The organism is Bradyrhizobium sp. CCGB01 (genome assembly GCF_024199795.1).
Lineage (GTDB): Bacteria > Pseudomonadota > Alphaproteobacteria > Rhizobiales > Xanthobacteraceae > Bradyrhizobium.
The window spans coordinates 576,773-589,332 of sequence record NZ_JANADK010000001.1; the positions used below are offsets into that span (position 1 = coordinate 576,773).

The window sequence follows — 12,560 nt, forward strand, 5'->3', positions numbered from 1 at the left end:
ACAGCTGGCGTTATTCCTCGGGCATCGATCAGGAGGCGAGACCATCGGCAAGCTGCGGGCGCCGATCTGAAAGCTCACCTCTAGCAGTCCGCGCTTCGGACGCAGCCGGAAATCCGATAGCGCGGAATCATCTCGACCGCTCGCCTGAGCGTCTTCGGCCATCTGGACCCGTATTTCTCGGAGACCGAACCGCTGCCATGCCCCTGGATGAAATCCGCCACTTGAGCATGCATTCCGACGTGCCGAGACTGCGATTTCCAGCGGTGCCGCCAGCCGTGGTTGGGCCACACGTTGTGATCGACGGGCAATTCTCTGACCCACTCTGCCAGTCGTTCGCCGACCTTCTGGTAGTGAGGGTGCGCACCCGTGCCGCCGCGTGATCTCGCCGGATCGTAGAACAGGGGCTTTCGAAGCTTCTTGCGCGCTGCGACATAAGCAAGCAACCCCTGCTCGTCCAGATGGGAATGGATCGGGACAAGCCGCTTCTTCCGCCCCTTGGTGCGCTCCTTCGGTAGACTGAAGCAGAGGACGCCTTGAACCGTCACGATGTCCGACGGCAGGAGGGACGTAATCTCGTTCACCCGCGCGCCCGTGTAGGCGCAGATCCAGGGGATCCAGCGCCGCGCCGCCGCCATTTCACCCGAAAGCAGATGCGACCCCTTCTGCAGAGTCGCGGTCAGGATAGTGCGCGCGTCCTTGTCGCTGAATCCTTTCTCGTCGTCGTCCTTTTCGGTCTCGACATTTCGAACCACGACGCCAGCCACGGGGTTGACCGTCAGCTTGTCCTCGTCGACGAGATATTGGCAGACGGCCTTCAGGGCGGCGAGATGGACGTCCTTGACGGTCCGCGGCGCGCGCTTCTTAACCACTCGCCCGATCCTGACGTCTTGTTTCAGCAGCTCATTCTTCCAGTCGATGACCTGCTTTTTTGTCACCTTGGCGAGATTCGAATCCTTGGCCCAGTCCGTGAATTCCTTGATGACCGGTCGCCACCGCTCAAGGGTTGACGCAGCCAGACCGGCGGCTTCGGCGTACTTGTCGAACCAGGCCAGGGCGTCGAGTTTTTCGGGCTCGGGCGGCGGGTAGTTCGCAACGTGGGGGGAGACTGAAAAGTCACCGTTCGCGGCTCGGACCAGGTCGGCTGTCGCGTGCCCCCGCGCCTTGAAGAAGGCGCGCATGAACAGGGTTTGGCTGCTGGGATCGAGCCGCAGTCTTTTCCGCTCGAGGAATTCCAAAATGTCCTCCCAATAGGCGAACAGCTGCCAATTGGGGTGCCAGATGAGCGGCTTGGATTTCTTCTTGTGGACTTGCGCCGCCTCGTAGGCTGCAGAAGTAGGGTCGTTGCCGTGCTTCGCGACGTATTCGCGGTAGTACTCTCCGGCAAGCCCAACCGCTTGTTTGGGGCTGAGCTTGGTGAAGGGTAGGTCCTGGGTCACGGGGTCGGGCAGGCCCGCCCGCAGCGCCTCGAGCCGCTTCTCCCACTCGGATTCGAGCTCCAGCGAGAGGCTAGCGCAGCGGACGGTGGCGATGCGTTCGTCCTCGGTTTCCAGCGAGCGCCAGATCTCGCCGCGCCCGACGATGTCGCGGTAGCGCTGCGGCACCCGCTTGCGCAGCCAATAGGATTTGCTTTTCTTGTCACGCAGGACCGGCGCAGGCATACGAACAACCATGGCTGTGTAGCATCCCTGTGTAGCACCCGGATGCTGCGTAAGCCCTTATCAGACCGGAACAATTTGAACGGACTGACAAAATCCCGCCGCTGGGTTAGGAATCCCTCCCTCTCCGCCATACAAAGCGACTTCAAGAAACCCCTGCAAAATCAGCCTGATGCCGGTGCTGCTCGCGCCGCGAGAACCACCCGCGCCGTCGCCACGAACGCCTGCGCCGCCGGCGATAGCGTTCGACCCTGGCGCTTGAGCAACGACACCGGTCGTGTGATGGCTGGGCGCATGAGGGGCTTTGCGATCAGCGTCGGGAATTGGTCGGCGGGGAGCATCGTCGCCGGCAGGATGGCGAGGCCGAGGCCCTGCGCCGTCATGGCCAGCGCGGTGTTGATCAGCGTCACTTCATAGGTCGGGGAGAGGTGTTTGCCCTGCGCGCCCAGGGCCTGATCGATCTGCATGCGGATCCGGGTCTCGCGGCGCATCGCGATCGTCGGGAGTTGCGCGAGCTCGTCCCATGTCAGGGAACGCCGCGCGGCGAAGTCGGCTGTGCGGCGGCCGATCGCGCTCAGGCGTCCGCGGGTCAGCGTCTCGATCGTCATCTCCGCGAACTCGCCTTCCACGCTGCCGATTGCGAACTCCGCATCGGTCGTGCTCAGGCGCGGAACGAGATCGTCGGCGGCGACGTCGCGCATGTCGATCTCGATGTAGGGATAGCTTGCGCGGAATTTCGCGAGCACCAAAGGCAGCAGCGCCGATGCGGCGCCGGCTGACGCCAGAAACGCGACACGACCGGCGCGCGCCTGCGCGAGGTCACGCATGCGCCGTGACAGGCCCTGCGCATCGCCCAGCATCCGCTCGGCCGATTGATAAGCCTCGTCGGCGGCGAGCGTCGGTTGCACCGATCGCGTGGAGCGATCGAACAGTTTGACGCCGAGCTGGGCTTCGAGTTGCTGGATCAACAAGCTCGCCGCCGATTGCGTGATCCCCAGCTCGCGCGCGGCCCGCGTGATGCTGCGCGCCCGGTACACTCCGGCGAAGGCCTGCAATTGTCGCAAGGTAAGATTCATAGAGAAAGCTCATGAATTTATGAGTTCTTTCCGGCTTATCGCATAAGCGGCCCTGCAATAAAATGCATGCTGCGCGGGCAGCGAATCCGCGGCGATGAGGGAATGGAAACGAGCATTAGGACACAGGTGCTGGTCGTGGGCGCCGGGCCCGTGGGATTGACCGCGGCCATGGATCTGGCCTCCCGTGGGATCGACGTTATCGTGGCGGAGATCCGGCATGCCGGCGATCCGCCCAGCGTCAAATGCAATCACGTTTCGGCGCGCTCGATGGAAATTTTCCGCCGGCTGGGCGTCGCCGCCAAGCTGCGCGATGCAGGGCTTCCGGCGGACTTTTCGAACGATTGCTCCTATCGGACCACGGCGACCGGCATCGAGCTCTGCCGCATCGACATTCCCTCCCGCGCACGCCGCTACAGCGCAACCGGCGGTCCCGACACCTGGTGGCCGACGCCCGAGCCGCCGCACCGGATCAACCAGGTCTATCTCGAGCCGATCCTGTTCAGTCATGCGGCCGCCCAGCCACGCATCACCATTCTGGCGCGCACGGAGATCACTGGCATCGAGCAGCACGATGACCATGTGGTCGCACTCGCCCGCGACCTCGACAGCGGAAACTCTACCCGCATCGAGGCTTCCTTTGTGATCGGATGCGACGGCAGCCGCTCCCTGGTTCGGAAATCGATCGGCGCAAGCCTGTCGGGCACGCCGGTGATCCAGCGCGTGCAATCGACCTTCATCGAAGCGCCGCAGCTCAGGGCACTGATGGGGGCTCACAAGCCGGCCTGGATGGTGCTCTCGCTCAATCCGCGCCGCTCCGGCACCACAGTTGCGATCGATGGTCGTGACCGCTGGCTGATCCACAATCACCTCAAGCCCGATGAGCCCGAGTTCGACTCGGTCGATCGCGACTGGGCGATCCGCGCCATTCTCGGCGTCGACGAGCGCTTCGAGTACAAGGTTCTCAGCAAGGAGGATTGGGTCGGGCGCCGGCTGGTGGCGGATCGCTTCCGCGACCGCCGGGTCTTCATCTGCGGCGATGCCGCGCATTTGTGGATGCCCTATGCGGGCTATGGCATGAATGCGGGCATTGCGGACGCCGTCGATCTCTGTTGGCAATTGGCGGCGCATCTGAATGGATGGGCGTCCGCTTCGATCCTCGATGCCTATGAGGCGGAGCGACAGCCCATCACCGAGCAGGTGTCGCGTTTCGCGATGGACCACGCGATGAAGATGATGGCGCAGCGCGGTGGCGTCTCCGCCGAGATCGAGGATGACACATCGCGCGGCCACGCGGCGCGCGCAGCGCTGGCGAGAGCGGCCTACGATCTCAACGTGCAGCAATATTGCTGCGCGGGCCTCAACTTCGGCTACTATTATGATGCCTCGCCGATCATCGCTTATGATGGCGAAACCCCTCCGGCCTACACGATGGGGAGCTTCACGCCTTCGACCGTGCCCGGCGCCCGCGCGCCGCATGTGTTCTTGCGCGATGGGCGATCGCTCTACGACGCGTTCGGCACCGGTTACACATTGCTGAGGTTCGATCCGGCGATCGATGTGACGGAGTTAGAGTCTGCCGCGAAGAAACGCGGCGTGCCGCTCGCGCTCATCGATATCGCGCCCGATGAAGCTAACGGGGCCTATGCCGAGAAGCTCTTGCTGGCGCGGCCCGACCAGCACATCGCTTGGCGCGGGCAGGCCGCGCCCGAGAATCCAGAAGGCTTGCTGGCGCGCATCACCGGCGCGACGGCGTAACCGGACAACGGGCAGCCTGGTCGCGCCCACAAGCAAAAATGCATTGAGGAGGAGAACGTGTTTCACGTTGCAAGGCGCCGCATTCTGGCCGTGCTGGCGGCCGCGACTATCGTCGTGCTGCCGCCGGAAGCAGGTCAGGCGGCCTATCCGGAGCAATTGATCAAGATCATCGTGACCTTCCCGCCCGGCGGCAGCGCCGACACCGTCATCCGCGCGCTCGAGCCGCTGGTTACAGCCGAGCTCAAGCAGAGCCTGGTCATCGAGAACCGCGCTGGCGCGGGAGGCAATATCGGCATGGCCGCGGTCGCGCAGGCCAAGCCTGATGGCTACACGCTCGGCGTTGCGCCGGCAGGGAGCGTGACGGTGAATCCTCACCTCAATTCGTCGATGCCGTTCGACCCGAAGGATCTCGCGCCGATCACGCTGCTCGCCGAAATTCCCTTCGTGCTTGTCGCATCCGCGGAGATACCTGCGCACACAGCGGCCGAGACGATAGCGCTCGCCAAGGCAAAGCCGGGCGTGCTGTCGATCGGACATGGCGGCAATTCGACCGCGATGCATTTGACGGCTGCGCTGTTCACGCAGAAGGCCGGGATCAGCATGGAGCTGGTGCCGTATCGCGGGACGGCGCCGGCAGCAGTCGACGTCCTTGCGGGACATGTCCCTTTCGCGGTGCTGGATATCCCCGCATCGCGACAACTGATCCTCGAACGCAAGCTCAACGCGATCGGCGTGTCGTCGGCACGCCGGCTGGCATCCTTGCCAGACGTGCCAACCCTCGCCGAGAGCGGCCTTGCGGGCTTCGAATCCGTGGGCTGGTTCGGGCTCGTTGCTCCCTCCGGCACGCCCGCCGACATCGTCGCCAGGCTGAACGACGCCTTCGTGAAGGCTCTGAAAGATCCCGCGGTGGTCGAGAAGATCCGGACGCTCGGCGCAGAGCCAGCGCCAACGTCGCCCGAGCAGTTCGGCCGATTCATTCAAAGCGAGAGCACGAAGTGGGGCAAGCTGATCGCCGAGGCCGGCATCAAGGCGAACTAGGCCTGGCGTCACGCCGGGAACGCAGCATGTAGCCGACATGGCCGCCGGCATCGTCGACGCGGCGGCCGCGGCAGGGCCATCAACGTCCACCACGACATCGGCCGTTCCGCGACTTCGCGATCGGGCGCCACGCGCCAGCCGCTCCTTCGCGTGCGCGCCATCCACGCCCGTGCGCCCGCTACTGCACACCGATCCCCGCGCTCTCGATCACCGCTTGGTCGTGCGGTCTCCTCGACGATGAACGGGACCATTTCGGCCAGCCCCTTGTCGGCAATCGACACCTGGCCGTTGGCGGTGAGGTCGGCGTCGACCTAGTTTCGATCGCGGAGGCGGCGCCTCGAGCTGTTGGTCGGGAAGGTCCAGCCCTACGCCAAACTTTGGCTCAAAAATACGTCCGGGTCGTGCCGAAGCAAGTTGCCGGGGGCGTACCTTGCAAGATTATTCATATGATGATATGACGTTTGCGATTTCATATGTCATATGATCTTTCAATGCGCCCAACGAACTTCCACGCCTTCCTCGTCGATCAGCTCGGCCGTCTCATCGCGTCGGGGCAGATCGGGGTAGACGGCGCGTTGCCGCGGGAGGACGAACTCGCCGACCGTTTTGGCGTCAGCCGTACCGTCGTCCGGGAGGCGACAAAGACCCTGCAAGCGCTCGGACTGATCACGACGGGACCGCGGGTCGGCTCGCGCGTCCAGCCGCTGTCGTCCTGGCGGCTGCTCGACCCGCAGGTGATGGACTGGATCACGGATGCCGATATGGCGAGCGGCTTCGAGCGTGATCTGCTCGAGCTGCGCGGCATGATTGAGCCGGCGGCCGCCGGCTTCGCTGCGGAGCGCGGCTCCAACGCCCAGATCGCCGCGATCAACACGTCGCTCGACGCCATGGCGAACGCACAGGACAAAGCCGAACACGAGGCTTCAGACTTCCGCTTCCACGAGGCCGTCCTGGAAGCTTCGGGAAACATCCTGCTGCTGCAGCTCAAGCCAATCCTGCGCGCGGTGCTGAAAGCCTCGTTCCGCCTCTCGATGCATGACCACAAGCGCGCCCAGGCGTCCATTGCGATCCACCGTCGGGTCGCGGCCGCGATTGCGGCGCGCCAGCCGGACGAGGCGCGCGCGGCCATGGTTGCGCTGCTGAAGGTCGCACAGGCCGACATCAACACCGGTCCGCCACGCAAAACGACCGGCTCCAAGAATCGAACAATCAAAAAAACACAGGAAACGTCCCATGCTCGCAACAGCCGAAAGATGGATCCTACGGGGGCTTGAAGCCATCCTGGTCGCCCTGCTTGCCGGGATGGTCGTGATGGTCTTCGGCAACGTGGTGCTGCGTTACGCATTCAATTCGGGCATCGACCTGTCCGAGGAGCTGTCGCGCTATTTCTTCGTCTGGCTGACCTATATCGGCGCGGTCGTGGTGATGCGCGAGAACGGCCATCTCGGCGTCGATACGCTCGTCGGCGCGATCGGCCCGCGCGGGCGGCTGATCTGCATGATGCTCAGCGATGCCATCGTGCTGGTCTGTTGCGTCATGCTGCTCGACGGCACCTGGAAGCAACATGAGATCAATGCCAGCGCCGTCGCGCCGGTCACCGGCCTGAGCATGGGTTATGTCTACGGCGTGCTGTACTTCGCCGGGCTCGGCATCGGTCTCATCACGCTGGCCCGCCTGCTGCGCGCCCTGACGGGCAAGCTCGGCCCGTACGAGCTGGCGGAATTCGCCGGCGACTATAGCGGCAACCCCTCACACGATTTGAAGGGGCATCTCGAATGACCGTCGCCGTCTTCCTGCTGTCGCTCTGCGGCGCCATGGCGCTCGGCATGCCGATCGCCTTCTCACTGATCGTCTGCGCGGTCGCGCTGATGTTCTGGCTCGGCGTCTTCGACACACAGATCATCGCGCAGAACATGATCATCGGCGCGGACTCCTTCCAGCTGCTGGCGATACCGTTCTTCCTGCTCGCAGGCGAACTGATGAACGCCGGCGGACTGTCGAAGCGTATCGTCAATTTTGCGCTCTCCATGGTCGGCCATCTGCATGGGGGCCTCGGCTATGTCGCGATCTTCGCCGCGATCATCATGGCTTCGCTCTCGGGATCGGCTGCCGCCGATACCGCCGCCCTCGCTTCGATCCTGCTCCCGATGATGCGCCAAGCCGGCTACGATGTCGGCCGATCGGCGGGACTGATCGCCTCGGGTGGCATCATCGCGCCGATCATTCCGCCCTCAATCGGATTCATCGTGTTTGGGGTCGCCGCCAACCTCTCGATCACCAAGCTCTTCCTGGCCGGGGTCTTCCCGGGGCTTCTGATCGGCCTGTCGCTGGTGATTGCCTGGGCGATCGTCTGCCGTCGCGACAAGATCGCGGTGCTGCCGCGGCGCAGCGGCGCGGAGCGCCTGAAGGCGACCTGGGACGGCTCGCTCGCCTTGCTGATGCCGATCGCGATCCTGGGCGGCATTCGCTTCGGCATCGTCACGCCGACGGAGGCGGCCGTGGTCGCGACCGTGTACGCCCTGATCGTAGGCATGTTCGTCTATCGCGAGCTCAAGCCGGCCGATCTCTACAGGGTCACGCTGACGGCGGCGAAGACGACGAGCGCAGTCATGCTGCTGGTCGCTGCAGCAGTCGTTTCAGCCTGGCTCATCACTCAGGCCAACATTCCGGCGGAGCTGTCGAGCCTGCTCGAACCCTTTATGGGCAACAAGACGATCCTCATGATCGTGATCATGTTGCTGGTGATGGTCGTCGGCACGGCGCTCGATTTCACGCCGACCGTGCTGATCCTGACTCCCGTGCTGATGCCGGTGATCAAACAGGCAGGCATCGATCCGATCTATTTCGGCGTGCTCTTCATCATCAACAACGCCATCGGCTTGATTACGCCCCCGGTCGGCATCGTGCTCAACGTCGTCTGCGGCGTTGCACGCGTTCCGATGACGTTGGTGATCCGCGGCGTGATGCCGTTCCTGATCGCCCAGACGATCGCGATGTTCGTGCTGATCCTGTTCCCTCAACTCGTGACCGTTCCGCTGGCCTGGCTCAGCGGCCGCTAAACCAAAAAGACACTCAGGAGGACTCCTATGCTGAACAAGAAGATCGCTGTTACGCTTGCCGTCGCCCTTCCCGTCGCTCTTGCCGCGTTCGCCGGCTCCGTCCAGGCGCAGGTCAAGGAACGCAACATCCGCGTCTCCAATGGCATCAACGAGGATCATCCGGTCGGCAACGGCGTCGCGAAGATGCGCGCCTGCATGGCGGACAAGTCCGGTGGAAAGCTCAAGCTCCAGGCCTTCTGGGGCGGCGCTCTCGGCGGCGACCTGCAGGCGACGCAGGCGCTGCGGGCCGGGACGCAGGAGATGGTGATCACGTCGTCCTCGCCGCTGGTTGGAATCGTGCCGGTACTCGGCGTCTTCGACCTGCCGTTCCTCTTTACGAACGAGAAGGAGGCGGATGCGGTGCTCGATGGCGTCTACGGTAAATACATCTCCGACCAACTGCCGGCCGCCGGCGTGGTCAACCTGTCCTACTGGGAAAATGGCTTCCGCAATCTGACCAACTCGAAGCGCGCGGTCTCGAAGGCGGAAGAGCTGACCGGCCTGAAGGTCCGCGTGATGCAGAACAACATCTTCCTCGACAGCTTCAAGAGCATGGGCGCCAACGCCACGCCGATGGCCTTCGGCGAGGTCTTCGCGGCGCTCGAGACCCACGCGATCGATGGCCAGGAGAACCCGCTCGTCACCATCGACACCTCGAAGCTCTACGAAGTACAGAAATACCTGACGCTGACGCGTCACGCCTATACGCCCTTCCTGGTGCTCTACTCCAAGAAGCTCTGGGATCAGCTCTCCGCGGAGGAGCAGACCATCCTCAGCGAATGCGCGGCGACAGGCCGCGACGAGGAACGCCGTGTCTCGCGTGAGCTCAACGACAAGTCGCTGGCAAACCTGAAGAAGCAGGGCATGCAGGTGTCCGAGGTCTCCAAGGACGAACTCGCCAAGATGCGTGAGGCCACTGCCGCAGTCTACCAGCGTCACGAGGCCTCGATCGGCAAGGAGGCGATCGAGCGTCTGAAGACCGAGCTCGCCAAGATCCGCGGCGCCAACTGATCGTCCGACACCGGAAGAAGAGTCACTGAACGATGAAAATCACCGCCGTTGAAACCATCCGCCTGACCGAGTTCGCCAATATCATCTGGGTGCGGCTCCATACTGACGACGGTCCGGTCGGACTGGGTGAAACCTTCATGGGAGCAGCGGCGGTCGAAGCCTATCTGCACGAGACCGTCGCGCCAAAACTGCTCGGCAAGGATCCGCTCCAGATCGAGGCGCGCAACGCCAGCCTGAACAACTATCTCGGCTGGCGCGGCTCCGGAGTCGAGACGCGAGGCAATTCGGCCGTGGACATCGCGCTCTGGGACATCTTCGGCAAGTCGGTCGGGCAGCCCGTCTCGATCGCACTCGGCGGCAAGGCACGCGACACGATCCGTACCTACAACACCTGTGCCGGGTACCGGTATATCCGCGATTCCCGCTCGCAAGCGGTGGCCAATTGGCACGTCGGCGAGCAAGGCGGACCCTATGAGGATCTCGAGGGTTTCCTCTATCGCGCCGACGAGCTCGCCCACTCCCTGCTCGAGCAGGGCATTACCGGTATGAAGATCTGGCCCTTCGACATCGCTGCGGAACGTTCGGCCGGTTGGGACATCAGTCCGCAGGAACTGAACACCGCGCTCGAACCGTTCCGCAAGATCCGCAAGGCGGTCGGCGACCGCATGGACATCATGGTCGAATTCCACTCGCTGTGGAGCTTGCCCATGGCCAAGAAGCTCGCCGAGCGCCTTGCCGAGTTCGACACCTATTGGCACGAGGATCCGTTCCGTCTCGATAACATCCACGACCTCGGTGAATATGCGCGGCATTCAAAGGCCTGGGTCTGCGCCTCCGAGACGCTGGCCTATACGCACTCTTTCCGGGATTACCTCGAGTCCGGTGCCGCCGGCGTCGTGATGCTGGACCTGTCCTGGTGCGGCGGCCTGTCGGAGGCACGGAAGATCGCCGGCATGGCGGAAGCCTGGCACACGCCCGTCGCACCGCATGACTGCACCGGCCCTGTGGTCTATGCGGCGTCCTGTCATTTCTCGATGCACGCGCGCAACGCGCTGATCCAGGAATCGGTACGTGCGTTCTACACGGGCTGGTACACCGAGCTGGTCACTGAGCTGCCGAAAGCCGAGAACGGGATGATCTCCATTTCCGATGCCCCCGGTCTCGGGCTTGAACTGCTGCCCGGGCTTGAAAAGCGCCCCGACGCGATCGTCCGTTTCAGTCGCCTCGGCGGGAGTTGAAGTACAAGGCTGGCTGATCTAGCCGGCCGTCGCGCTCTCGCGATTGCGCAAGGGCATGCCGCGGCGCGGCATGCGGGCCGCGACAGCGGCGGCATTCCCGCGGAGAGCGTGACCTGGGTAAACATTGTCGCTGAAGCGAAGGCCGCCTCCCTCGGATTTGGCGTTATCGGTGTTACGGTGACAGTGCACTAAATTGGCACTGTCCGGCGGCGAACGCAGCATGTAGCCGACATGGCCGTCAGCATTGTCGACGCGGCAGCCGCGACAGGGCCACCATCGTCCACAGCGACATCGGCCCCTTCCGCGACTTCGCGATCGGTCGGCGCATGCCGAAGGCCGCTCCGCGCGCGCGACGTACGCTGCCGTGCGCCCGCTACTGCCCACCGATCCCCGCGCTCTCGATCACCCGCTTGTTGCGTGCGGTCTCCTCGACGATGAACGGGACCATCTCGGCCGGCCCCTTGTCGGCAATCGACACCTGGCCGTTGGTGGTGAGGTCGGCGACGATGCCGGGGTCGGCGAGCACGGCGGCCATGGCCTCGGAGAGCTTGCCCACGATTTTCGGGTCGGTCCCGGCCGGGACCGAGACCCAGGTCGAGCCGGCATTGACGGCGTCGGGGTAGCCGGCCTCGAGCACCGTGGGCGCATCGGGCAGCGCGGCCATCCGCGCCGCGCCGGTGGTGCCGAGCACCTTGACCTTGCCGGTGTCGATCAGGGGCCTCAGCACGGTGAGGTAGTCGAAGGAGACGTCCAGGATGCCCGACATCATGTCGGTCATCTGGCTCGAGCCCGACTTGTAGGGCACGTGGGTCAGCTTGATGCCGGCGGCCGCCTGGAACATCTCGCCGGCGAGGTGCTGCGCGGTGCCGGGGCCGGGAGAACCGAAATTGAGCTTGCCCGGGTTGGCCTTCGCGTAGGCGACAAACTCGGCCAGTGTGCTGTAGGGCGCTGCCGCAGTCGCGACGAGGACCTGGTTCGACGAGCTCACGCCGCGGACGTGGACGTAGCTCTTGAGCGGGTCGTAGTTGAGCTTCGTCAGTCCCAAATTCGGCTGGATCGTCATGGGCCCGCCGGAGGCGTAGAGCACGGTGTAGCCGTCGGGCTGGGCCCGGGCCACGAACTCCGTCCCGATGGTCCCGCCGGCGCCGGGCCGGTTCTCCACCACCACGGGCTGCCCAAGCCGCGTCCGCAGCAGCTCCGCGATCTTGCGCGAGACGAGGTCGGTGACGCCGCCGGCCCCGAACGGCACCACCCAGGTGATCGCGCGGTTCGGCCAGGAGTCCGCGGCCGTCTGGGCCCCCGCGGCGCCCGCCTGGAGCGCCAGCGTCGTAGCGGCGACGAGACATAGCAGCGTTCTTGGCAGCGTTCTTGGGAGCGCTCTCGTCGCCGTCCCTTCGGGACGCCCGCTCAGGCCGCTGCGCGCGCCAAATCCCGCGGCGGGCCCTTGCGGACCGCCGGTATGATCCGCTCCCCCCATGGATGCAGTCCTCCCTCGTTGCAGTGTGGCCGTTGATGGCCATCTTGACCGAAGGCTACAGCCCCGAGTGTCTTCCAACCATTGGCGCAGTCCGAGCATCACTTTTGCAAAATATGAAAAGATCGATGCATCAGATGGTTCGTTGGACCCAGCGGACGCCAGGCCTGCAGTCGCGGGCTACTGTGCATGGGGTTGTTTTCGCAATTTCTGTT

10 protein-coding genes are annotated in these 12,560 nt (G+C 64.3%); 7 read left to right on the top strand and 3 right to left on the bottom strand.

The genetic code is table 11. From position 1 onward, the window contains the following. Positions 1-80 precede the first annotated feature (80 nt). Positions 81-1,670 (bottom strand): DUF6538 domain-containing protein, encoded by a 1,590-nt coding sequence (locus NLM25_RS02505; RefSeq protein WP_254135909.1) that lies wholly within the window; start codon positions 1,668-1,670, stop codon positions 81-83. A gap of 149 nt (positions 1,671-1,819) precedes the next feature. Further along, positions 1,820-2,731 (bottom strand): LysR family transcriptional regulator, encoded by a 912-nt coding sequence (locus NLM25_RS02510; RefSeq protein ID WP_254135910.1) that lies wholly within the window; start codon positions 2,729-2,731, stop codon positions 1,820-1,822. A gap of 102 nt (positions 2,732-2,833) precedes the next feature. Between NLM25_RS02510 and NLM25_RS02515 the strand changes: the two genes are divergently transcribed. The 7 genes from NLM25_RS02515 to NLM25_RS02545 all read left to right on the top strand — a co-directional run bounded on the left by NLM25_RS02515 (position 2,834) and on the right by NLM25_RS02545 (position 10,871). Then, a complete protein-coding gene (locus NLM25_RS02515; protein WP_254135911.1) occupies positions 2,834-4,486 on the top strand; it encodes an FAD-dependent oxidoreductase in 1,653 nt (550 codons plus the stop codon). Positions 4,487-4,543: 57 nt separating this feature from the next. Continuing rightward, entirely contained in the window at positions 4,544-5,524 is a 981-nt protein-coding gene (locus NLM25_RS02520; RefSeq protein WP_254135912.1) for a tripartite tricarboxylate transporter substrate binding protein, read from the top strand. A gap of 491 nt (positions 5,525-6,015) precedes the next feature. After that, entirely contained in the window at positions 6,016-6,798 is a 783-nt protein-coding gene (locus NLM25_RS02525; protein ID WP_254135913.1) for a FadR/GntR family transcriptional regulator, read from the top strand. Further along, on the top strand, positions 6,758-7,303 hold the full coding sequence (locus NLM25_RS02530) for a TRAP transporter small permease (RefSeq protein ID WP_254115090.1): 546 nt from the start codon (positions 6,758-6,760) through the stop codon (positions 7,301-7,303). The genes NLM25_RS02525 and NLM25_RS02530 overlap by 41 nt, the downstream gene beginning before the upstream one ends. Continuing rightward, complete coding sequence (locus tag NLM25_RS02535; protein ID WP_254115091.1) at positions 7,300-8,583, top strand: TRAP transporter large permease; 1,284 nt, start codon at positions 7,300-7,302, stop codon at positions 8,581-8,583. Before NLM25_RS02530 ends, NLM25_RS02535 begins: the two co-directional genes overlap by 4 nt. Before the next feature lie 30 nt (positions 8,584-8,613). Then, the gene (locus NLM25_RS02540; RefSeq protein ID WP_375167874.1) at positions 8,614-9,633 is read left to right on the top strand and encodes a TRAP transporter substrate-binding protein; all 1,020 of its coding nucleotides are present in this window, start codon (positions 8,614-8,616) and stop codon (positions 9,631-9,633) included. Positions 9,634-9,665: 32 nt separating this feature from the next. Continuing rightward, on the top strand, positions 9,666-10,871 hold the full coding sequence (locus NLM25_RS02545) for a mandelate racemase/muconate lactonizing enzyme family protein (RefSeq protein WP_254115093.1): 1,206 nt from the start codon (positions 9,666-9,668) through the stop codon (positions 10,869-10,871). A 373-nt stretch (positions 10,872-11,244) separates the two neighbouring features. Here NLM25_RS02545 and NLM25_RS02550 read toward each other — a convergent pair whose 3' ends face one another. After that, entirely contained in the window at positions 11,245-12,348 is a 1,104-nt protein-coding gene (locus tag NLM25_RS02550; RefSeq protein WP_254135915.1) for a tripartite tricarboxylate transporter substrate binding protein, read from the bottom strand. Between the last annotated feature and the right edge of the window lie 212 nt (positions 12,349-12,560).